A 21095-nucleotide genomic window follows, 5' to 3' on the forward strand; every position below is an offset into this window, starting at 1 on the left:
CGTTGGCGCCGCGATTGCGCACTTTCTCGCCGCGCGGACCGGTGCGAAACGACATGCGATGTCGCGCAATCGCACGTCGGCTGGGCCGCGGCGCCGCGCGGCTGGCTCCATCCCGTATAATCGATCGATTCCGCAGCGACTGATGCGGGCGTGAACCGTTCGTTTAGCGCCCGGATAGCCGCTGATCGGACCGGAACGAACCCCGGACAGGCTACGCAAGAACCCAACCAGAACTGTCCCGCCGTCTCGCCGGCGCCTTAGTGCGCGGCCTGCCGGCCCCGGGGTCAGGACATACGCACAGGACGCATCCAAAGCACGCCATGAAAGCCGCCGAAATCCGCGAGAAATTCCTCAAGTTCTTTGAATCGAAGGGCCACACGATCGTGCGCTCGTCGAGCCTCGTGCCGGGCAACGACCCGACGCTGCTCTTCACCAACTCGGGCATGGTGCAGTTCAAGGACGTGTTCCTCGGCGCCGAGTCGCGTCCGTACTCGCGCGCGACCACCGCGCAGCGCAGCGTGCGCGCGGGCGGCAAGCACAACGACCTCGAAAACGTCGGCTACACGGCGCGCCACCACACGTTCTTCGAGATGCTCGGCAACTTCTCGTTTGGCGACTACTTCAAGCGCGACGCGATCCACTATTGCTGGGAGCTGCTGACGAAGGTCTACATGCTGCCGGCCGACAAGCTCACGGTGACCGTCTACAAGGAAGACGACGAGGCCTTCGACATCTGGGCAAAGGAAATCGGCGTGCCGGTCGAGCGCATCATCCGCATCGGCGACAACAAGGGCGCGCGCTACGCTTCCGACAACTTCTGGCAAATGGCCGACACCGGTCCGTGCGGTCCGTGCTCGGAAGTGTTCTACGACCACGGTCCGGAAATCTGGGGCGGCCCCCCGGGATCGGCCGAAGAGGACGGCGACCGCTTCATCGAGATCTGGAATCTCGTGTTCATGCAGTTCAACCGCGATGCCCAGGGCAACATGACGCCGCTGCCCAAGCAGTGCGTCGACACGGGTATGGGGCTTGAGCGTCTCGCAGCGGTGCTGCAGCACGTGCACAGCAACTACGAGATCGACCTGTTCCAGACGCTCATCAAGGCAGCCTCGCGCGAAACGCACACGGCTGATCTCACGAACAACTCGCTGAAGGTCATCGCCGACCACATCCGCGCGTGCTCGTTCCTGATCGTCGACGGTGTGATTCCCGGCAACGAGGGCCGCGGCTATGTGCTGCGCCGTATCGTGCGCCGCGCGATCCGTCACGGCTACAAGCTCGGCCAGAAGAGCGCATTCTTCAACAAGCTCGTGGCGGATCTCGTCGCGGAAATGGGCGGCGCATATCCCGAACTCAAGGAAGCCGAACAGCGCGTGACCGATGTGCTGCGTCAGGAAGAAGAGCGCTTCTTCGAGACGATCGAGCACGGCATGTCGATTCTCGACGCCGCGCTGGCGGATCTCGACGCGAAGGGTGGCAAGGTGCTCGACGGCGAACTCGCGTTCAAGCTGCACGACACGTATGGCTTCCCGCTCGATCTCACGGCGGACGTCTGCCGCGAACGCAACGTGACCGTCGACGAACCGGCGTTCGACGAAGCGATGGCGCGTCAGCGCGAGCAGGCGCGCGCGGCCGGCAAGTTCAAGATGGCGCAGGGCCTCGAATACTCGGGCGCGAAGACCACGTTCCATGGCTACGAAGAGATCGTGTTCGACGACGCGAAGATCGTCGCGCTCTACGTCGATGGCGCATCGGTCAAGGAAGTGAAGACCGGCCAGGACGCCGTGGTCGTGCTCGACCACACGCCGTTCTACGCGGAATCGGGCGGCCAGGTCGGCGATCAGGGCGTGCTCGCGAATGCGAGCGTGCGCTTCGCGGTCGCGGATACGCTCAAGGTCCAGGCCGATGTGACCGGCCACCACGGCACGCTCGAACAGGGCACGTTGAAGGTCGGCGACGTCGTGAAGGCCGAGATCGACGCAATCCGCCGCGCCCGCACGCAGCGCAACCACTCGGCGACGCACTTGATGCACAAGGCGCTGCGCGAAGTGCTCGGCTCGCACGTGCAACAGAAGGGCTCGCTCGTCGACGCCGACAAGACCCGCTTCGACTTCGCGCACAACGCGCCGATGACCGATGATGAGATCCGTCGCGTCGAGCAGATCGTCAACGCGGAAGTGCTCGCGAACGCGCCGGGTATCGTGCGCGTGATGCCGTTCGACGAAGCGGTGAAGGGCGGCGCGATGGCGCTGTTCGGCGAGAAGTACGGCGATGAAGTCCGCGTGCTCGACCTCGGCTTCTCGCGCGAGCTCTGCGGCGGTACGCACGTCACGCGCAGCGGCGACATCGGCCTCTTCAAGATCGTGATGGAAGGCGGCGTGGCGGCGGGTATCCGCCGTGTCGAAGCGATCACCGGCGACAACGCCGTGCGCTTCGTTCAGGAACTCGACGCGCGTATCAATGCAGCGGCAGCGGCGCTCAAGGCACAGCCTGCTGAACTCACGCAGCGCATCGCGCAAGTGCAGGATCAGGTGAAGTCGCTCGAGAAGGAACTCGGTGCGCTCAAGTCGAAGCTCGCTTCGAGCCAGGGCGACGAACTCGCGGGCCAGGCGATCGAAGTCGGTGGCGTGCACGTGCTGGCGGCGACGCTCGAAGGTGCGGACGCGAAGACGCTGCGCGAGACCGTCGACAAGCTCAAGGACAAGCTCAAGAGTGCCGCAATCGTGCTGGCGGCCGTCGAAGGCGGGAAGGTGAGCCTGATCGCGGGCGTAACCGCCGAGGCGAGCAAGAAGGTCAAAGCCGGCGAACTCGTGAACTTCGTCGCGCAGCAGGTGGGCGGCAAGGGCGGTGGACGTCCCGACATGGCGCAAGCAGGCGGCACCGAACCGGCGAACTTGCCGGCCGCGCTTGCGGGCGTGAAGGGCTGGGTCGAGGCGAAGCTGTAACGCACGAACCAGTTTCCCGGTTCTGGTAAAAAAAGGGCTGCCCGTGAGGGCAGCCCTTTTGTTTGGTCCGTCAAGGTTGCTGGGAAAGCGTAGTTGCCCTACCAGCAACGTGTACCGGTCGCGCTCAGCCGCGTTCGGCGTTCTCGAACAGGATGTTGTTTTCCAGATGGATGTGTTCCATCAGGTCCTCGCGTAGCGCGCGCAGACCGACGTAGAGCGCGCGCCAGGTATTGCAGGCCCCCTGCGGCAACGTGATGTTGTTGGTTAGCCCGGCGAGGTGCTGCAGCGCTTCACCGTGGCCGTCGTGCTCCATGCGCATGACCTGGATCGGTCCGCCGGCCATGGGACCCATGCCGCCTTTGATCATGGGGAACAGCACCTGCTCTTCCTTCTGCATGTGGCTTTCGAGTTCCTGGCGCATGGCATCGAGGTGGTCGGCGAGACCCACAGGGCAGTCGGGCCGGTCACCGTGGACGGTCTCCACGCGTCGTGCGAGTCGGGCCAACTCGGGAAGCTGCTCGCGGTGGCGATCGTGAAAGCGCACAAGGATGTGATCGATCAGTTCGGACGGGCTTGCGGTGCCCCAGTCGCGGTCGCCCGGCTCACGTTCCGCCTTCAGTGCCGTCAGTCGCGCGCCGATGGCATCGGCGTCCAGTCCCTTTTGCTGGGCAGCCTCGCGCAATGTGATCTTGCCGCCGCAGCAGAAGTCGAGATCGAACTCGTGGAATATTTGCGTGGCGCCGGGGATCTGGCGGGCTAGCTGGCCGAGTGCTTGGTCCTGCAAAGTCATGCTGTTACTCCGTACTTGAGAAGGCCCTCACCATTAGCGAGTGGCGTGCCAGCTTGCCGCCATATATGAATCAATCGGTTAGAGCGCCAATGGTATAATTCACCATTCGTAATTAACGGTTTAATTTACCGTAAGCGGTGAAAATCACCATGATGGACGCGCTGCTCCTCGCCGATCTCGTTGCCGACCTTCCGCAAGCGGTGCGCTTGCAGCGGCTCGTTAGTTCGCTGCGGGCGCACTTCCGCTGCGGCGCAGTGGCGCTCCTGCGGCTCGAAGAAGAACACTTGCGGCCGGTCGCCGTCGACGGGCTGGTTCGCGACGCGCTCGGCCGCCGCTTCGCTGTGGCGCTGCATCCGCGGCTGGCGGCGATCCTGTCGCGTCGAGGCGTGACCCACTTTCATCACGACAGCGCCTTGCCCGATCCGTACGACGGACTGATCAATTCCCACGTCGGCGAGCCACTGCCCGTGCACGACTGCATGGGTACGAGCCTGCATATCGAAGGCGAGCCGTGGGGCGTGCTGACGCTCGATGCGCTCGCCGTCGGCACGTTCGACGAGGCGGCGCAGGCCGAGCTGCAACGCCTTTCCGTACTGGTCGAGGCCGCCATTCGCACCACCCGCCTCGAAGCTGAATTGCGCGCACTGCGCTTGACGCGCAACGACGCTCCGGTCGCCGGCACGGTTGTGGACGAGGGCGACATCGTCGGGCAGGACCCGTCCATAACGCGGCTGCTGCACGAACTCGAAGTGGTGGCGGACTCGGAGTTGCCGGTGCTGCTGCTGGGCGAGACCGGGGTGGGCAAGGAACTCTTCGCGCACCGGCTGCATGCCATGTCGCGGCGACGCAAACACGCGCTCGTGCACGTCAATTGCGCCGCGCTGCCCGAGACGCTGGCCGAGAGCGAGCTGTTCGGCCATGTACGTGGTGCCTTTTCCGGAGCCACCGCCGACCGGCAGGGCCGCATCGAAGCCGCCGATGGTGGAACGTTGTTCCTTGACGAGGTCGGCGAATTGCCACTGCCGATCCAGGCCAAGTTGCTGCGGACCTTGCAGAACGGCGAGATCCAGCGACTCGGCTCCGACCGTCCACGCCGTGTGAACGTCCGTGTGATCGCCGCCACCAACCGCAACCTGCGCGAGCACGTTCGTGACGGTGCATTTCGCGCGGATCTGTACCATCGGCTGTCCGTCTACCCGATTCCCATTCCGCCGCTGCGCGAACGCGGCAATGACGTGCTGTTGCTCGCTGGCCGTTTCCTCGAGCTGAACCGGGCACGGTTGGGTCTGCGCAGCCTGCGCCTGTCGCCGGCCGCCGAGCAGGCGTTCCGACGCTACGACTGGCCGGGAAACGTGCGTGAGCTCGAGCATGTGATCAGCCGCGCCGCGCTCAAGGCAGTGAGCCGGGGCGCGGACCGCAAGGACATCGTCACGCTGGAAACGGACGTGCTGGACCTCGACTACGTCGAACTTTCTGCGCCAGCCAGCGAAAACCCGGCACTCGATGGCGCGGCATCCGGACCCGCAGTGTCTGTCCCCGCAGGGCTCGCCCTGCGAGAGGTGGTCGACCACGCACAGCGTGAGTGCATTGCCGCGGCGCTGGCTGCGCACGATGGCAATTGGGCCGCGGCGGCGCGAGCGCTGGGCGTGGATGCGAGCAACCTTCACAAGCTGGCGAAACGGCTGGGGCAGAAGTAGGGGACTTCGGCCTATCCGGCGTTTCGGAAAGAGTCATTGCTTGAGCTAGTCGAAGCGAAGCTGTAACGCGCAACCGGTTTCCCGGTCGATGTAAATGAGGGCTGCCCGCGAGGGCGGCCCTTTTTATTTGATTTATCGAGACGCCGCAAAAATTTGATGGGCGTCAATTTTGATACCGCTGTGACAATGATTTAACTATGCCTGACGTGCGTCGAATTGATCAATTTGAGAAAGTTGCTTGTGCAAGTAAGTCATTGAATTGGCGGGAAGCAAATGAAGTCTCATCTCAAAGGACGCAACCAGCTCAAACGCCGGTCTCTCAGCACCACGATGATCCGCGCAGCCTGCACGGTGGCCTTCGCTTCGGTGGCGATCGCCGCGACCGTGCCCGTGTTGGCAAACGCGGCCAGCGCAGCCGCGGTCGGAGCATCGCGCGACAGTCTGTCTGCCGGCGCGTTTGCGACCGTCAACGCGGTAGCTGTGCCGCCGACGCAACTCGACGACACCGTGCAGGCGCTGGCGTCGCGCGCGGGACGAAAGGTGGCCGCTATCGACAGCCTCGCACCGGACCGGCGCGTCACGATTGGACGTGTGTGGCCAGCGGAACCAGTGAGATTGACGTTTCAACGATTGTGAGCGAGGTGGACCATCCAATGCGGTTATCAGTGAGTGGAAACGGCCAATGGGATCCGAAGCGTGACGGTTCGACTGAGGAGTCGTCCCGACCCACGCATCCGTTACTCGGCGTGGGGGACGCCGATGCGCAGAATTTTGTCCACATGACATCGGAGCAGTGGCGCGTTGTCTCCGAGCTGTATCCCACCTTGCTGCCGAAGAGCCACAGAGGCAGGGGGCGCCCGCCGGTCGACGCACGCGCTGTTCTGGATGGTGTGATCTGGGCGATCTGCAGGGATACCACGTGGCATAGCCTGGAGGGTAAGGGCTACCCTCCGCATCAGACTTGCCATCGATATTTCCGGATCTGGTATCAGTCCGGATTAATTGAAGTAGTACTGAATTGTTTGTTCGGCCATAAAAACGGCGCTTACCTGCTGCAAAAGGCCGAGGGTCGGATGCGGGGTCAGGTGAAAAAACCGCAGCGGCTATACCCGTGCTGGTCCACTGATGTTCGCGAGGAAAGTTGTGACGGCACGCATGACGCGAAGGCGCCGCTAGCGACGAAAGGTGTACCCGCAACACGATGAGTGGATTCGTCCACGAATCAGGAAGCACCTGATTCGGGGCCACAGTGGCAGTTGAATTTGCGTTGACTGACCCAATATACGAAGTGAGACGGCGCCGGAGAATCGACGAACGTAACGACTACTCCGCGCAGCCATGCGACGAGATTCAACTACGGAGTGCGTACGATGAACCACCTCGCTTCCCCCCATCTGATCGACGACGGCTCGCCCGCGAGACGGAGCGATACAGCACGATGCTCCATCTGCGCAGTGAAGACGATGTGCGTGCCGCGCAATGTCGACAAGGGAACACTTGGCAGCCTCGAGAAGCTCATTAACAGCGCGCGGTCGCTGCGCCGGGGTCAGTACGTCTACGGTTCCGATCACGAAGCGCGTTACCTGTTCGCGGTACGCTCGGGTGCGGTCAAGACAGTGGCGCGGACTCGCGACGGGCGAGAGCAGATCGTTGGCGTCCATCGACCCGGCGACGCACTCGGTCTGGACGGGTTGGCGACCGGCAAGCACGCGTTCGACGCCGTAGCGCTGCATGACACGACCGTCTGTCTCATTCCGTACAGCCAGCTCAGGCAGATGTGCAACGAGACGCCGGCGATTCAGCAACGCATCTTCGAAATCATGGGGCGCCAGCTTGTGCAGGTCACCAATGGTCGGCTGAACGCGAGCCTGCAATCGGTCGAGGCGCGCGTCGTGGGTTTCTTCATCGATCTGGCGGAAAACAACGCAATGCGTGGCTTTTCGTCGAGAGAGTTCACGATGTACATGACGCGCGCCGAGGCCGGGAACTATCTCGGTACGACGCTGGAAACCGTGAGCCGCGTGATTTCAGCGCTCTCACGGGACGGCATTATCGAGGCACACGGAAAGCGGATTCGCGTGCTGGATCCCGAAAGGCTCCAGGCCCGTCTGGTTTCGCACGCAACGAAGCCCGAGCACGTTCCTTTGCACGCAGCGAAGCCAGAGCACGTTGCCGCGGATGCGGACCGCGTCGAGGAGACCGCGCTCGACGATGAAGTGTGCGAGAGCGTCTAACTGGCGCGAGCACGGAACGCACCGTGCTGCGCGCTTCAATTCAGGCGCGCGGCGCAGCCACGGCTGATCCGGCAGCCACGTCGAGTTTCTGATCTTCTGCTGTGGCGAGATTGCTGTTCTTCAGCAGTGCGTCGCGCAACGCGGCCAATGCCGGCGAAAAATGCCCGCGTCGCCACAGGAGCAGCGTGTCGATCTGCCCGGGCTTGCCGAGCGAGTGCACGGCCACGTTGTCCATATTGCGCTGCAGTTCCAGCACCGAGCGCGGCGCGACCGCGACGCCTGCGCCGGCTGCCACGCACGCGACGATCGCGTGATACGAAGCGAGTTCGAGCACCCGGGTCGGCCGGATTCCGTGTTCGAGATACCACTTTTCGACGCAGCTCCGGTATGTGCAGCCGCGCTCGAACGCGATGAGCGTCGAAAGTGCGACATCGCCGGGCTCGTGGATCGGGCGATGGCCGCGCGGCGTCAGCATCACGAGCTCTTCACGATAGACCGGCATGGACTCGAACACGTCGCTCTCAGGCGGACCGTCGAGGGGCGTGGCGATCAGCGCGGCGTCCACCTCGAATTCCCGCAGGCGTTCGAGCAGAAAACCGGTCGTGCCGGTTTCCAGTTCGAGCGTGACATCGGGCCACGCCTGGTGATAGCCGGCGAGCACGCCGGGCAGGCGGCTCGCGGCGGTACTCTCCATCGCGCCGAGACGCAGCCGCCCCGAAGGCTTCCCGGCCTTCATCGCGTGGTGCGCTTCGTCGGCGAGCGCGAGGAGCCGCTCGGCGTAGGGCAGGAGCGTGTGACCGGCGGGCGTCAGCACGAGACGTCGGCCGTCGCGGGTGAAGAGTTCGGTGCCGAGTTGCGCCTCGAGTTGCTTGATGCGCGTCGTCACGTTCGACTGCACCCGGTTCAGCTTCGTGGCGGCGCGGGTGACGCCGTTTTCACGGACGACCGCCCGGAAGATGGCGAGTTCGGCGAGATCCATGATTCTCTCTCCGGGATGAATTGGTTCATCATAATTCATTTTTCGTGAACGATTCGGTTGGTTAAGATACTCGGACGCGGCTTCGTGTCCCAGGGGCCGCACGTTCCCCTTTCTCCGCCGACCATGAACGATTTCGCCTCCCGCTCAACCGCTACGCGCACCGCATTGCGCGGTTCCGATGCCGCGCGCCGCACCGCGCTCGCCTGTATGGTCACGCTGGCGGTGGCGCTCGGTGTCGGGCGCTTTGCGTTCACGCCACTCCTGCCGCTGATGCTGCATGGCGGCGGCCTGGATCTGCGGCACGGCGGGTGGCTCGCGTCGCTGAACTACGCGGGGTATTTCATTGGCGCGGTTAGCTGCGTGGCGCTTCGGCTGCCGCACGCGAAGATCGTCCGCGCGGGACTCGTCACGACGGTGCTGCTGACGATCGCGATGGGGCTCACGCAGCAGTTCTGGATCTGGGCGGTCGTGCGTTTCGTGGCGGGGATGGTGAGCGCGTGGACCTTCGTGTTCGCGTCGCAGTGGGGCCTGCGGCGGCTCGCCGAACTGAGCGCGCCCGCGTGGGGCGGCGTGATCTACACGGGGCCTGGTATCGGCATCATCGCGACGGGGTTGCTCGTCAGCGCGGCGGGTGGGCTGGGTGCGGCGGCAGGATGGATCGGCTTCGGTGTGATCTGCGCGATTCTCGCCGCCCTCGTCTGGCCGGTTTTCGGCGATGAGACCCCCATGCCGCGCGAGGCAGCCGCGGCAGGCGGCACCGGTTCGCCGCAAGCCGCGAGGGCCGACGGCACGCGCTCCGGCCAGCCGCGAACGTTCGAGGCGCATGCCGATGACCGCCGCGCCGATATTTTCTGGCTCACGCTGCTCTACGGCGTGCCCGGCTTCGGCTACATCATCACCGCGACCTTCCTGCCGGTGATCGCGCGCCATGCGTTGCCGGGCTCGGCGTGGCCCGACCTGTTCTGGCCGATGTTCGGCATGGCGCTGATCGTTGGCGCGCTTGGTGCCGCGCGCCTGCCGCAGCACTGGGACAACCGGCTGATGCTCGCTGGTTGCTACGTGCTGCAGTCGGTGGGTATCGCGCTCGGCATCGTCTGGCCGAATGCGGTGGGTTTCTCGCTCGGCAGCATTCTGATCGGCCTGCCGTTCACCGCCATCACGCTCTTCGCGATGCGCGAGGCGCGTCTGTTGCGCGGCGAGCGCGCGGCCGCGCTGATGGGCTATGCGACGGCCGCCTACGGCATCGGCCAGATCGCGGGGCCGCTCGTGGCTGCGCCACTCGCGGCATCGACGGGTTCGTTCTCGCCGTCGCTTGGACTCGCCGCCGGCGCGCTGCTTGCCGGCGCGGCGGGGCTACTCTGGCGTACGCGCGTTTCGAGGCACGTCCGGAGTCTGGCGAGCGTGTAACGCGTGCTGGTCGCGCGTCGGGCGATGCCGGCTGCGCTGACTGTCCCGACTGCCCCGACTGCACCAACTGCGCCCACTGCGCCCACTGCGCCCACTGCGCCCACTGCGTTGACCGCGGCGCCCCAGACGCGTCAGTTACGCCCGGACCGCGCCACGCGTGGTTCGCAGCGCCGTGGCTATCGCCATCCACGGCGACTGATGCCGAACGGCCACCGGAGTGCCACAAGGCGCTTACCGCCCGTCGCCCCGATTACGCTCCACCGCTCTAAAATAGCCCCTCGTTGCCTGACGAAAAGGGCGAGCGGGCGCGCCCGAATCCACGCGATCCACACCGAACCATCCATGAGCGAATACCAGTTCTGCCCTCGTTGCGCGTCGCGGCTCACCGAGCGCGCCGACCCGGCCCACGAAGGCGGCCGCGTGCGGCTCGCCTGCCCGGACCTCGTCTGCGGCTACGTTCACTGGGACAATCCGCTGCCCGTAGTCGCCGCGATCGTCGAGTACGAAGGGCGTGTCCTGCTAGCGCGCAATGCGGCCTGGGCCGAGGGTGTGTTCGCGCTCATCACGGGTTTCCTCGAAAACGGCGAGACGCCGGAGGAGGGCATCGCGCGTGAGGTCATGGAGGAAACGTCGCTGCGTGTCGAAAGTACGGAACTCATCGGCGTCTACGAGTTCATCCGCAAGAACGAATTGATCATCGCGTATCACGTCCGCGCGACGGGAACGATCGCGCTTTCGCCGGAGCTGCTCGAGTACCGGCTTGTTGAACCCGCAATGTTGCGTCCATGGCGCGCGGGTACCGGCCAGGCGCTCGGCGAGTGGATGCGCCGGCGCGGCCTGCCGTTCGAATTCGTCGAGCGGCCGGGCCAGTGACGTCAGCCGCGCACGCCATGATCTTCACTTCAAACCTAACGTCCCCTATCCGATGAACCGACCCGTCGCCATTGCCCGCAGCGGTTACGTCCACTTTCTGCCCATCACCACCCGATGGATGGACAACGACGTCTACGGCCACGTGAACAACGTCGTCTACTACAGCTACTTCGATACCGTCGTGAACGAGTATCTGATCCGCATGGGTGCGCTCGACATCGAGCATGGCACGACGATCGGGCTCGTCGTCGAAACGCAGTGCAGCTACTTCGCGCCGCTCGTGTTTCCGGATCGCGTCGAAGCGGGATTGCGGGTCGCGCGGCTCGGTTCGTCGAGCGTGCGCTACGAAGTCGGGCTCTTTCGCGAGGGCGAGACGCAGCCTGCCGCGCAAGGCCACTTCGTGCATGTCTACGTCGACCGCGCGACGCGCCGCCCGGTCGCCGCGCTGCCAGCTGCGTTGCATGCAGCGCTCGCGCCGCTCGCAGTGACGACGGGCGGTGACAACGCTCCGGCCACGTCAACCGCGCCGCGTGGCTGAGCGCGCCGCTTGCGCACCTCCGCGCCGCGCGTGAAAGGGGGATTCCCGTGCAGGCCTTAGCCATCGACGCACTGAACGGCATCAGCTACGGCCTGCTGCTCTTCATGCTGTCCGCCGGGCTCACGCTGATCTTCAGCATGCTCGGCGTGCTCAACTTCGCACATGCGAGCTTCTATATGCTCGGGGCGTATCTCGGCGTGACGCTCGCCGCGACGCTCGGCTTCGGCTGGGCGCTCATGCTCGCGCCGAGCATCGCCGGGATTGCGGGCGCGTGGTTCGAACGTACGCTCTTGCGACGCGTGAGGCCGGGCGGACCGCTCAACGCGCTCTTGCTCACGTTCGGCGCCGCGTATGTGATGGGGGAGCTCGTGAAGCTCGCTTGGGGCCTGCAGCCCCTTTCCGCACCGATTCCCGCCGTGCTCGACGGTCCGCTCTTCATGCTCGGCGACGCCGTGTTCTCGCGCTATCGCGCGTTCACGATGGCCGTTGCGCTCGCCATGCTCGGCGCGCTCTGGATCGCGCTGCGCGTCTCGAAGACGGGCCTCATCGTGCGCGCGGCGCTCGCACACCCACAGGCCGTCGAGGCACTCGGCCATGACGTGCCGCGCGTGCGAACGCTCGTGTTCGCGCTCGGCACCGCGCTCGCGGCGCTTGCGGGCGCAGTCGCGGCGCCGATGTTCGTCGTCGAGCCGGCGATGGCCGAGTCCGTGGGCTCGATCGTGTTCGTGGTCGTCGTGACCGGCGGACTCGGCTCGCTCGGTGGCGCGTTCGTCGCGTCGCTCGCGGTGGGTTGTCTGCAGACCATTGCCGTCGCGAGCGATGTGTCGCTCGGCGCGATTGGCGCGCGCTGGGGCGTCGCAATCGCGCCGGGGTGGAGTGCACTTACGCTCGCGCAGGCCGCACCGCTCCTGCCGTATCTGCTGCTCGTGGCGATGCTGGCAGTGCGTCCGCGCGGCCTCTTCGGACAACGCGGCGACGATGCGTGAACCGGTCGTCACTGTGATATCCCGTCGCCCGGCCATGCGCTGGCGTGCGTGCGCGCCATGGTTCGCGCTCGTGGCGTTGCTCGTTGTGCCGCCGCTGGTGTCGGCGCTCGCGTCGCCTCAGGCGGTGCCGCAAGGCTGGTTGCTCGCGTCGCTCGCGCAGGCCGCGACGATGATCGTTTTCGCGCTCTCGTACAACCTGTTGCTCGGCGAGACCGGGCTGCTTTCGTTCGGCCACGCCGCACCCGCTGGGCTCGGCGCTCTGGTTGCCGCGCATCTGTTCAACCGGTACGCGATTTCGCTGCCGTTGTTGCCGCTGGTGGGTGGACTTGGCGGCGCGGCTTTCGGCCTGTTGACCGCGCTCGTCGCCGCACGTCGCTCAGGCACCGCGTTCGCGATGATTACGCTCGGTCTCGGTGAACTCGTGGCGGCGGCCGCATGGGCCTTGCCCGGCTGGTTTGGCGGCGAGGCGGGTGTCGGCATCGACCGCGCAAGTGGGCCCGCGTGGGCGGGTTGGACGTTCGGCTCCGATCGTCAGGCGTACTGTGTGATCGCCGCCTGGTGCATCGTGGCGAGCGCGGCGATGTTCGCGCTCTCACGCACACCGTTCGCGCGGCTGGCCAACGCCGTGCGTGACAATCCTGTGCGCGCCGCGGCGCTGGGTGTCGCGCCTGCGCGGGTCCGGGCCGCGATGATCGTGTGGAGTGCGGGCTTCGCGGGTGTTGCGGGCACGCTCGCGCTCATCAACATCGAACTGGCCGCCGCCGAAAGCGTCGGCATGATGCGCTCGGCCGCCGTGCTGATCGCGACCGTCACGGGCGGTGCGGCGTCGTTCTTCGGGCCGGCGCTTGGCGCGCTCGTATGGGTTGCGTTCAGTGTCGGCGTTGCGAGCGTTTCGCGCGCCTGGATGCTTTACGTGGGGCTCTTTTTCATCGCGGTCGTACTCGCCGCACCGGATGGTCTTGCCGGGTTCGCCGCCCGTCAGCGTGCATGGGTCGCGCGGCATGGCCGGCGGCGCGGCGTGCGCGTGTGGGCGTCGGGCGCGTTCGCTGCCGCGTGCAGTGCGCTGGCGTTCGTGCTCGCAGCGCAATGGGCTTACGCTGTGCGTTTGCGCGATGCCGATCCCTCCGCGTGGCTCGCAACGCTGACTTCACGTGACGCGTGGTGGCTTGCGGCATCGATCGTCGCGCTGGTGGCGCTCGCCGTTCGCTTCGCGTATCGCGCGCGTCGGCTCGCACGCGTTCTCGATGCGCAGGGGGACGAACTATGAGCATCGCGCTTGAACTTCGCGGCATCGAAAAGCGCTTTGGCGCTACGCCGGTTCTGCGGGGCGTCGATCTCGCCGTGCGCGCCGGTGAGCGCCACGCGCTGATTGGTCCAAACGGCGCGGGCAAGTCGACGCTGTTCAGCCTGATCGCGGGAGAGCAGCGGGCGAGTGCGGGCAGCATCGAGTTGATGGGCACCGACACGACACGCTTTTCGTGCGCCGCGCTGGCACGGCGCGGGCTCGCGCGCAGCTTCCAGACGACGAGCGTGTTCGCGCGACTTTCCGTGCTCGATAACTTGCGCTGTGCGGTGTTGGCCTCGCGTCGCGGTTGGGGCGGTTGCGTCGATCGGTGGTTTGGCTCGCGGCACGTCGATACGTGTGCAAGGCAAGTGCTCGAAGCGATTGGTCTCTCGCCGTTCGCGCAGCACGAGGCGGGCATGCTCAGTTATGCAGAGCAACGTGCGCTCGACCTGGGTCTCGCGCTGGCTGGCGGCGCACACACACTGCTGCTCGACGAACCGACCGCCGGCATGAATCGCGCGGAAAGCGCGCGGGCGATCGAACTGATCCGTTCGGTAAGTGCGGGCAAAACGCTCCTCATCATCGAGCACGACATGGACGCGGTATTCAGCCTCGCCGACCGCGTCTCGGTACTCGTTCAGGGCCGCGTAATCGCGACCGGCACGCCCGACGCGATTCGCGCCGACGCCGCCGTGCGCGAGGCCTATCTTGGCAGCGGGGTCGGTCAATGAGCGCGTTGCTCGAAGTCACGGGGCTGAGGGCGTGGTACGGCGCGAGTCAGGTGCTGCACGGGGTGGATTTGCGTGTCGGCGCGGGCGAGATCGTCGCGCTCGCGGGGCGCAACGGCTCGGGGCGCTCGACGCTTGCGAAGGCACTGATGTCGATGGTGAGATCCGAGGGCGCACGCTCGTTCGCGGGGCGTCCACTCGACGGTCTGCGAACGTTCGAGATTGCGCGGCTCGGTCTGGGATATATCGCGGAGCAACGCGACGTGTTCCCGACGCTGAGCGTTGAGGAGAACCTGCAGTTAGGCGTGGCGCCGCGCGCGGGCGGATCGAGGTTCGGCATGGACGACGCGTGGGCGCTCTTTCCCGTCCTGCGCGAGCGGCGTGCTGCGCGCGCCGGTGTGCTCTCGGGCGGCGAGCAGCAGATGCTCGCGCTCGCGCGCGCCCTGGTTGGAAATCCCGAACTCCTGATCGTCGACGAACCGACTGAAGGGCTCGCCGCGCAGATGGTGGCGCGCGTCGGCGATTGCCTGCGCATGCTGCGCGAGCGTGGCGTTGCCGTGCTGCTGATCGAGCAGCGGCTCGCGCTCGCACCCGAACTGGCCGATCGTGTTGCTGTGATGGGGCACGGGCGCATCGTGTTCGACGGTACACCGCACGAACTCGCCGCGCGCGACGATGTCGTGCGCGAGTGGCTCGGCATCGGCTGAGGCCGCAGCGGTGGCAGGAAGCGGTTTTATGGCAGCGCGACGCGCGCCAGAGCCGCCATCGGCCCGAGTTGCGCGAGGGCTTGCCGTTGCGCCGCGTCGCGCACGAAGAGCGATCCGGCGAATCCGAGCGCATTGACCGAAATCCCTTCTACGCGTTCGGTAGTGCGCGGGATCGCGAGCATCCAGCGCCGCGTGACGAGCAGGTTATACGGCGCGGCTTGACTCGCGACGCCTTGCTCGTCGCGCGTACCGATTCCCGCAGCGTCGATTAGCGCGCGATAGCAGTCGGTCGCGCTCCGTGCCGCGCCTTCGGCCAGCAGGTCGAGCCAGGCGAACGCATGCCGGAAAGGCAGCCCCGGCACGGTCCCGATGCCGTGAACGAAATTCACCGCATCGAACAGTCCTTCGATCGGGACGTGCGGCGTGCTTTCGTCGAGCGTGTCATCGAGTGGTAAAGGCACCACCTGCAGATGTTTGTGCGCCTGGCTCGCGCCTGCCTCGGGTCCGCCGTTGTAGAAGCCGAGCCCGTCGAATGCGCGCAGCGCGATGCACAGCGCCTCGAAATCCGCGAGATCGATCAGCGCTTCCTGCGGCTCGAAGCGACGCGTCACGATCAGCAGATGACGGTCGATCACGTTGTACTTGTTCAGGAGCGCAACGTGCGTGCCGGAGAGATCGGCGACGAAAAGATCGGGGTCATACGGCAGGAACGGATCGGCCGCACGCGACGTGTGCGCGCCCGCGTCCTTGCGTGCGAGACTCGATACTTCGCGCACCACGAAGCGCACGCCACCGTCGTCGATCAGCGTTCGCGTCGTGTCGATCGGGAGCAGTGCGCCGCATTGCAGCGCATGCCCGCTTTGCTGCTCGATGGCCGCGAGAAGCCTGGCGGGTTCGGGGGCAACGATCGGCATGGCCGTTCAGGCCTTGTAGCCGATCGCACGCAGCAGGTCGCGACGCCACTTGACGTCCTCTTCGGCCTCCGTGCCGAGCGGCGGAAAGCCGTCCACCACGCCGACGATCCCGCGACCCTGATCCGTTTCCGCGATCAGCACCTGGGTCGGATTGGCCGTCGCGCAGAACACGCGGCACACCTCGGGCACGGCCTTGATCGCGTTCAGCACGTTCACGGGGAAAAAACCGTCCCCGAGAAACACGATGAAGCTGTGCCCCGCACCGATACGCAGCGCGTTGTCCGTCGCGAGTTCGACGAGTGTGTCGTCGGTGCCGGAGCGGCGCACGAGCCGCTTGCCCGACGCCTCGCAGAACGCGAGGCCGAATTTGATGCCCGGCACGGTGCCGTAAATGGCTTCGTGCAGATCCTCGACCGTTTTGATGAAGTGCGACTGGCCGAGAATGAAGTTGGCGGCCTCGGGCTTGACGATCTCTACCGTGGACAGTTGCATGGAGGACCTCTTCGCGCAGATGGTGGCCCGGCGGTGGCTGCGGTTCTGCAGCGGGCGCTGCAGTACGCGCGCTTTCCGCTGTGGTTTTCCGCGCCGCCTCACCGGGCTGGGGGGCGACGCAGTGTGGCCTATTATTCGCGCGAACCGGCTCTCGCTCAAGCTTCGCGCGTCGCTCGCAGCGTATCGGCGCAAGCACCGGTTGTCAGCACGACGGTCGAGCCGCACACCGCGTGCCGCGCAAAAACAAAACGGCCGGCGCCCAGGGGCGTCGGCCGTCGTGTGCGCAAGCAGCGCGGGAGATCAGGCGCGTTTCTTCGCGAACTTGCCCTCGATGTCGGGCAGGAACACGGTCAACAAACCGATGAGCGGCAGGAACGAGCAGACCTTGTAGACGAAGGCGATGCTCGTGGCATCCGCGATCTGGCCGAGCACGGCCGCGCCGATGCCGCCGAGCCCGAACGCGAAGCCGAAGAAGAGGCCCGCGATCATGCCGACCTTGCCCGGAATGAGTTCCTGGGCGTAGACGAGAATCGCCGAGAAGGCCGACGCCAGCACGACGCCGATGATCACCGTCAGCACGCTGGTCCAGAACAGGTTGGCGTAGGGCAGGAGCAACGTGAACGGCGCGACGCCGAGAATCGAACCCCAGATCACATACTTGCGACCAATGCGGTCGCCCACGGGGCCGCCGATGATCGTGCCCGCCGCGACAGCCGCGAGGAAGATGAACAGGTGGAACTGCGCGGCCTGAACGGGCAGGTGGAAGCGATCCATCAGGTAAAACGTGAAGTAGCTGTTGATGCTCGCGAGATAGAAGTACTTCGAGAACACGAGCAGCACGAGAATGACAATCGCGGTCTGGACGCGGGCGCGTGAGAGGGCGACGTGCGGAACCTCGGCGCGCTTTTTCTTCATGTTCGGATGCGCCTTGTACCAGCGGCCGATCTGCGAGAGCACGACGATCCCGACGAGCGCGGCAGCCGAGAACCACGCGATGCTGTGCTGGCCGTGCGGGATGATGATCGCGGCGGCGAGCAGCGGCCCGAGCGACGTGCCTGCGTTGCCGCCCACCTGGAAGAGCGATTGCGCGAGTCCGTGACGGCCGCCCGACGCCATGCGCGCGACGCGCGACGACTCCGGATGGAACACCGAGGAGCCGCACCCGACGAGCGCAGCGGCGCAGAGCAGCACGCCGAAGCTCGGCGCCACCGACATCAGCAGCAGGCCGCACAGCGTGAAGCCCATGCCGACGGGCAGCGAATACGGCATCGGACGCTTGTCCGTGTACATGCCGATCAGCGGTTGCAGCAGCGACGCCGTGATCTGGTAAGTCAGCGTGATGAGACCGATCTGCGTGAAGGACAGCGCGAAGTTGTCCTTGAGCATCGGGTAGATCGCGAGGATCAACGACTGGATCATGTCGTTGAGCATGTGGGAGAAGCTGATCGCGCCGAGGACCGGATAGACCGTGCGCGGCGGAACGCTGGGCGTTCCGGCCGTGGCAGTCGCCGACGGCGCGGCGCCCGCGACGGCGCCGTTCTTGATGCTCGTTTGCATGTTTTAGATCGCAGGAGAGTGCGTGCGGGCACCACGCCGGGAGGGCGCTGGCGACGGCACGACATGGACATGTATAAGAGTTATGAGCGGAGTGTAATGTGTCTCGACCGAATAGTCCGGACATTATTTGTCGAGAATCGGCCATGAATCGGACATGAATCGGCCACGAATTGGGCATGAGCCGGATTTGAACCGGACATCAAGGGCCGGGCGCGGGCTGCGGCGTGCACGCAACACTTCAAGGCGGTTTATTGGATCCGTCATTTTGGCCGGGTATAACCCGCCGGAGCCCCCGCCCACGAGGCGCGGCGCTACGGGGCCGGATTGCGGAGGAGTCGCGTGCGAGGAAGCATTCACCGCGCGCGGAACCACTGCAGGCCGGGTTGAGGCGGACTGGACTGAATCGTCCGGGCCCTCTGCAACAAGAAGGAGACTGTCAATACATGAAAGCTGTATCGCAAGCCAGCCAGCGCGCTGGTTTCGTGCCGCAGGGCGCCGGCAAACCGCTCACGGTGAAGGCGACGTTGCGCATCGCGTTCGTCGCGTTGCTGATCGGCACACTCGCAATGGGCGTGTTCTCGCTCGCGCAGATCAGCCGGCTCAACGACTCGACGCAATCGATCTACGAACAGGGTTATGTGGCGAGCCGCGCCGCCGAGGAAGCCCGCGGCCACGTACTGCGTGCGAGCCGCGCGCAGAAGATGCTGCTCACCGCCACGACCGCGAAGGAGCGTGACGAACTCGGTGCCGGCGTCGAGAGTGATCTCGCCGGGCTCACGCGCGAGATGGCCGCACTGGAGCAATACTCGGCGCAGTCCGGCGGCGATGCGCTCGACCTGCAGAAGAAGTTCGCGGCTGCGGCGTCGACGTGGAGCGGCCACCTGCGCGATTTCGTGACGCTCGTGAAGGCACAGCCGCTCGATCTCTCGCAGATGAACTGGCAGGTCGGCACGCAGGACGTGTCGCTGCTCGTCGAAACGGAGAAGCTGGAGAAGCTCGTCGATCAGCTCGTCGAGCAGCGCGGCACCGCCGCGCGAGCCACCATCGAGAAATCGGCGTTCATCTTCAAGTCGTCGTTCGTGATGATTGCGGGCGCGACGGTCGCGCTTTTCGTCCTCGCTTTCGTCATGGGCGAGTGGGGCGTGCGGCGTATTTCGCGGCAGCTGGGCGGCGAGCCCGCGCAGGCGAGGGAGATCGCGAGCCGCATTGCAGTGGGCGACCTCGCGCAGCCCGTCAAGGTCGATGCACGCGACGCAGCCAGCATGCTTGGCGCGCTGCGGGACATGCAGACCGGTCTTGCAACGACCGTCTCCGAAATTGCCGCGAGTGCCGAGGCCATCGCCGCGGCGTCAGGCCAGATTTCGACCGGCAATCTCGATCTTTCGCATCGGACCGAGCAGCAGGCGGTCGCGCTCGAGCGCACGGCGAGCAGCATGGAGCAGCTCACCTCGACCGTGCGTCTGAACGCCGAAAACGCGGCGCAGGCGAGCACGCTCGCGGGCAACGCTTCCGAGATCGCGGAGCAGGGCGGCAACGTGGTGGGCCGTGTGGTCGCGACGATGAACGAGATCAACGACAGCGCGAAGAGCATCGCGGACATCATCGGCGTGATCGAGGGCATCGCGTTCCAGACCAACATCCTCGCACTCAATGCAGCCGTCGAGGCGGCGCGCGCGGGTGAGGACGGGCGCGGCTTCTCCGTCGTGGCCGCGGAGGTGCGCAACCTCGCGCAGCGCAGCGCGGCGGCGGCCAAGGAGATCAAGGCGTTGATTACCGACTCGGTGACGCGCGTGGCCAACGGCTCGACGCTCGCGCAGGACGCCGGTCAAACGATGGGCGAAGTCGTGAAGGCGGTGCAGCGCGTGAACGACATCATCGGCGAGATAACGGCGGCGTCGCACGAGCAGCGTGCGGGCATCGAGGAGATTTCCCGCGCCGTGACGCAGATGGACGCCGGCACACAGCAGAACGCGGCGCTCGTCGAAGAGGCGACCGCAGCGGCACAGTCGCTTGACGATCAGGCGAAGACGCTCAAGCGGCTCGTCGGGAAGTTCAGGCTCGCGTGAGCATCGCGCGCGTCGGTTCGTGATGAAGAAAGCGCCGCCCTGAGCTCATCAGGCGGCGCTTTTGTTTTGGGCGCGTTTGCGGTCACTTCGCATCGCGCTCGATGATCCACTCGTGCGCGGGATCGTTGTAGAAGTGCCACTCGCGGCGCGGCCCGGCCATCACGTTCAGGTAGTACGACTCGTAGCCGTATGGCACGACGACGGGATGGTAGCCGCGCGGCACCATCACGACGTCGTGGTCCTCGACGGCCATCGTTTCATCGAGGTCGCGCGCATCAGTGTAGACGCGCTGGAACGCGAAGCCTTGCGGCGGACTCAGGCGGTGATAGTACGTTTCTTCGAGCGCGCTCTCCTGTGGAAGGCGGTCGGCGTCGTGCTTGTGCGGCGGATAGCTCGACGAATGTCCAGAGGGCGTGCGCACTTCCACGACGAGCAGTGATTCGGCAGGCGCCGTCTGAGGCAGGATATCGCAGACGTAGCGCGTATTGAGGTTCTTGCCGCGCGTCGAACGCTTCATCTGCGCGGGTTCGATCAGGCGCACCGGTAGGGTGCCCTTCGCAGGTGCGCTCGCCACGCCCACTTCGGCGTCGCGCGTGGCCCGCACCGTGGCCTTGACGCCGGGCGGCACGTACACCGCGTACGGCGCGGCGTCTTCGAACACGCTGTCGCGCGAGCCGAGACTCGACCAGCGCTCGCCGCCCGCTTCGACATCCACGGCGCCCGTGAGCACGACGATGCAACTCTCGCGCTCCTTGTCGTACACGTAGACCACGTCGGCTTCGGACAGCCGGTATGCGGCAAAGCCGACGTAGTGCCAGCCCGCCGTCACGGGCGTGACGCGCGCGATCGTCTGGCCTTCGCGCGCGGCTTTCACTAGCAGAGTCATGCTGCCTCCTG

19 protein-coding genes are annotated in these 21095 nt (G+C 65.8%); 13 read left to right on the forward strand and 6 right to left on the reverse strand.

Annotation, left to right across the window (positions count from 1 at the left end):
* Nucleotides 1–320 precede the first annotated feature (320 nt).
* Nucleotides 321–2945, forward strand: coding sequence for an alanine--tRNA ligase (gene alaS, locus L0U80_RS05025; RefSeq protein WP_233862886.1), 2625 nt, complete (start codon nt 321–323; stop codon nt 2943–2945).
* Between the two features lie 124 nt (nt 2946–3069).
* Here the strand turns inward: alaS and ytfE are convergent, their stop codons facing one another.
* Nucleotides 3070–3735: an iron-sulfur cluster repair protein YtfE gene (ytfE, locus tag L0U80_RS05030; protein WP_233862887.1), complete on the reverse strand. Its 666-nt coding sequence runs from the start codon at nt 3733–3735 to the stop codon at nt 3070–3072.
* Nucleotides 3736–3884: 149 nt separating this feature from the next.
* Between ytfE and norR the strand changes: the two genes are divergently transcribed.
* The 4 genes from norR to L0U80_RS05045 all read left to right on the forward strand — a co-directional run bounded on the left by norR (nt 3885) and on the right by L0U80_RS05045 (nt 7666).
* Complete coding sequence (gene norR / locus L0U80_RS05035) at nt 3885–5432, forward strand: nitric oxide reductase transcriptional regulator NorR (RefSeq protein WP_233862888.1); 1548 nt, start codon at nt 3885–3887, stop codon at nt 5430–5432.
* A 273-nt stretch (nt 5433–5705) separates the two neighbouring features.
* Nucleotides 5706–6068 (forward strand): hypothetical protein, encoded by a 363-nt coding sequence (locus L0U80_RS05040; RefSeq protein ID WP_233862889.1) that lies wholly within the window; start codon nt 5706–5708, stop codon nt 6066–6068.
* Between the two features lie 143 nt (nt 6069–6211).
* Entirely contained in the window at nt 6212–6637 is a 426-nt protein-coding gene (locus tag L0U80_RS31785; protein WP_373322182.1) for a transposase, read from the forward strand.
* 165 nt (nt 6638–6802) lie between these two features.
* Entirely contained in the window at nt 6803–7666 is an 864-nt protein-coding gene (locus tag L0U80_RS05045) for a cyclic nucleotide-binding domain-containing protein (protein ID WP_233862890.1), read from the forward strand.
* Nucleotides 7667–7706: 40 nt separating this feature from the next.
* Here L0U80_RS05045 and L0U80_RS05050 read toward each other — a convergent pair whose 3' ends face one another.
* Nucleotides 7707–8645 (reverse strand): LysR family transcriptional regulator, encoded by a 939-nt coding sequence (locus L0U80_RS05050; RefSeq protein ID WP_233862891.1) that lies wholly within the window; start codon nt 8643–8645, stop codon nt 7707–7709.
* 123 nt (nt 8646–8768) lie between these two features.
* On the opposite strand from L0U80_RS05050, the gene L0U80_RS05055 reads away from it, so the two are divergent.
* The 7 genes from L0U80_RS05055 (at nt 8769) to L0U80_RS05085 (ending at nt 15169) form a co-directional block, all read left to right on the forward strand.
* Complete coding sequence (locus L0U80_RS05055) at nt 8769–10052, forward strand: YbfB/YjiJ family MFS transporter (protein ID WP_233862892.1); 1284 nt, start codon at nt 8769–8771, stop codon at nt 10050–10052.
* 342 nt (nt 10053–10394) lie between these two features.
* A complete protein-coding gene (locus L0U80_RS05060) occupies nt 10395–10925 on the forward strand; it encodes an NUDIX domain-containing protein (RefSeq protein ID WP_233862893.1) in 531 nt (176 codons plus the stop codon).
* A gap of 52 nt (nt 10926–10977) precedes the next feature.
* Complete coding sequence (locus L0U80_RS05065) at nt 10978–11463, forward strand: acyl-CoA thioesterase (RefSeq protein WP_233862894.1); 486 nt, start codon at nt 10978–10980, stop codon at nt 11461–11463.
* 47 nt (nt 11464–11510) lie between these two features.
* A complete protein-coding gene (locus L0U80_RS05070; RefSeq protein WP_233862895.1) occupies nt 11511–12449 on the forward strand; it encodes a branched-chain amino acid ABC transporter permease in 939 nt (312 codons plus the stop codon).
* Complete coding sequence (locus tag L0U80_RS05075) at nt 12442–13716, forward strand: branched-chain amino acid ABC transporter permease (protein WP_233862896.1); 1275 nt, start codon at nt 12442–12444, stop codon at nt 13714–13716. The genes L0U80_RS05070 and L0U80_RS05075 overlap by 8 nt, the downstream gene beginning before the upstream one ends.
* The gene (locus L0U80_RS05080; RefSeq protein ID WP_233862897.1) at nt 13713–14465 is read left to right on the forward strand and encodes an ABC transporter ATP-binding protein; all 753 of its coding nucleotides are present in this window, start codon (nt 13713–13715) and stop codon (nt 14463–14465) included. Before L0U80_RS05075 ends, L0U80_RS05080 begins: the two co-directional genes overlap by 4 nt.
* Nucleotides 14462–15169, forward strand: a complete 708-nt coding sequence (locus L0U80_RS05085; RefSeq protein ID WP_233862898.1) for an ABC transporter ATP-binding protein — start codon at nt 14462–14464, stop codon at nt 15167–15169. Before L0U80_RS05080 ends, L0U80_RS05085 begins: the two co-directional genes overlap by 4 nt.
* Before the next feature lie 26 nt (nt 15170–15195).
* Here L0U80_RS05085 and L0U80_RS05090 read toward each other — a convergent pair whose 3' ends face one another.
* The 3 genes from L0U80_RS05090 to L0U80_RS05100 all read right to left on the reverse strand — a co-directional run bounded on the left by L0U80_RS05090 (nt 15196) and on the right by L0U80_RS05100 (nt 18132).
* Nucleotides 15196–16083, reverse strand: a complete 888-nt coding sequence (locus tag L0U80_RS05090; RefSeq protein ID WP_233862899.1) for an ATP adenylyltransferase family protein — start codon at nt 16081–16083, stop codon at nt 15196–15198.
* Nucleotides 16084–16089: 6 nt separating this feature from the next.
* Nucleotides 16090–16575: an adenosine-specific kinase gene (locus tag L0U80_RS05095; protein WP_233862900.1), complete on the reverse strand. Its 486-nt coding sequence runs from the start codon at nt 16573–16575 to the stop codon at nt 16090–16092.
* A gap of 300 nt (nt 16576–16875) precedes the next feature.
* Nucleotides 16876–18132: an MFS transporter gene (locus L0U80_RS05100; RefSeq protein ID WP_233862901.1), complete on the reverse strand. Its 1257-nt coding sequence runs from the start codon at nt 18130–18132 to the stop codon at nt 16876–16878.
* Nucleotides 18133–18575: 443 nt separating this feature from the next.
* On the opposite strand from L0U80_RS05100, the gene L0U80_RS05105 reads away from it, so the two are divergent.
* Nucleotides 18576–20198: a methyl-accepting chemotaxis protein gene (locus L0U80_RS05105; RefSeq protein WP_233862902.1), complete on the forward strand. Its 1623-nt coding sequence runs from the start codon at nt 18576–18578 to the stop codon at nt 20196–20198.
* 82 nt (nt 20199–20280) lie between these two features.
* On the opposite strand, the gene iolB is transcribed toward L0U80_RS05105, so the two are convergent.
* Nucleotides 20281–21084 carry a 5-deoxy-glucuronate isomerase gene (gene iolB / locus L0U80_RS05110; RefSeq protein ID WP_233862903.1) on the reverse strand — a complete coding sequence of 268 codons (804 nt, stop codon included), beginning with the start codon at nt 21082–21084 and terminating at the stop codon, nt 20281–20283.
* Nucleotides 21085–21095 lie beyond the last annotated feature (11 nt).

This window comes from Paraburkholderia adhaesiva (genome assembly GCF_021390575.1).
GTDB classification, from domain to species: domain Bacteria; phylum Pseudomonadota; class Gammaproteobacteria; order Burkholderiales; family Burkholderiaceae; genus Paraburkholderia; species Paraburkholderia adhaesiva.

Excerpts from the sequence above, each read along its gene's own strand:
- alaS (WP_233862886.1), top strand. The coding sequence starts at position 321 with ATGAAAGCCGCCGAAATCCGCGAGAAATTCCTCAAGTTCTTTGAATCG.
- ytfE (WP_233862887.1), bottom strand. The coding sequence starts at position 3,735 with ATGACTTTGCAGGACCAAGCACTCGGCCAGCTAGCCCGCCAGATCCCC.
- norR (WP_233862888.1), top strand. The coding sequence starts at position 3,885 with ATGATGGACGCGCTGCTCCTCGCCGATCTCGTTGCCGACCTTCCGCAA.
- L0U80_RS05040 (WP_233862889.1), top strand. The coding sequence starts at position 5,706 with ATGAAGTCTCATCTCAAAGGACGCAACCAGCTCAAACGCCGGTCTCTC.
- L0U80_RS31785 (WP_373322182.1), top strand. The coding sequence starts at position 6,212 with ATGACATCGGAGCAGTGGCGCGTTGTCTCCGAGCTGTATCCCACCTTG.
- L0U80_RS05045 (WP_233862890.1), top strand. The coding sequence starts at position 6,803 with ATGAACCACCTCGCTTCCCCCCATCTGATCGACGACGGCTCGCCCGCG.
- L0U80_RS05050 (WP_233862891.1), bottom strand. The coding sequence starts at position 8,645 with ATGGATCTCGCCGAACTCGCCATCTTCCGGGCGGTCGTCCGTGAAAAC.
- L0U80_RS05055 (WP_233862892.1), top strand. The coding sequence starts at position 8,769 with ATGAACGATTTCGCCTCCCGCTCAACCGCTACGCGCACCGCATTGCGC.
- L0U80_RS05060 (WP_233862893.1), top strand. The coding sequence starts at position 10,395 with ATGAGCGAATACCAGTTCTGCCCTCGTTGCGCGTCGCGGCTCACCGAG.
- L0U80_RS05065 (WP_233862894.1), top strand. The coding sequence starts at position 10,978 with ATGAACCGACCCGTCGCCATTGCCCGCAGCGGTTACGTCCACTTTCTG.
- L0U80_RS05075 (WP_233862896.1), top strand. The coding sequence starts at position 12,442 with ATGCGTGAACCGGTCGTCACTGTGATATCCCGTCGCCCGGCCATGCGC.
- L0U80_RS05080 (WP_233862897.1), top strand. The coding sequence starts at position 13,713 with ATGAGCATCGCGCTTGAACTTCGCGGCATCGAAAAGCGCTTTGGCGCT.
- L0U80_RS05085 (WP_233862898.1), top strand. The coding sequence starts at position 14,462 with ATGAGCGCGTTGCTCGAAGTCACGGGGCTGAGGGCGTGGTACGGCGCG.
- L0U80_RS05090 (WP_233862899.1), bottom strand. The coding sequence starts at position 16,083 with ATGCCGATCGTTGCCCCCGAACCCGCCAGGCTTCTCGCGGCCATCGAG.
- L0U80_RS05095 (WP_233862900.1), bottom strand. The coding sequence starts at position 16,575 with ATGCAACTGTCCACGGTAGAGATCGTCAAGCCCGAGGCCGCCAACTTC.
- L0U80_RS05100 (WP_233862901.1), bottom strand. The coding sequence starts at position 18,132 with ATGCAAACGAGCATCAAGAACGGCGCCGTCGCGGGCGCCGCGCCGTCG.
- L0U80_RS05105 (WP_233862902.1), top strand. The coding sequence starts at position 18,576 with ATGAAAGCTGTATCGCAAGCCAGCCAGCGCGCTGGTTTCGTGCCGCAG.
- iolB (WP_233862903.1), bottom strand. The coding sequence starts at position 21,084 with ATGACTCTGCTAGTGAAAGCCGCGCGCGAAGGCCAGACGATCGCGCGC.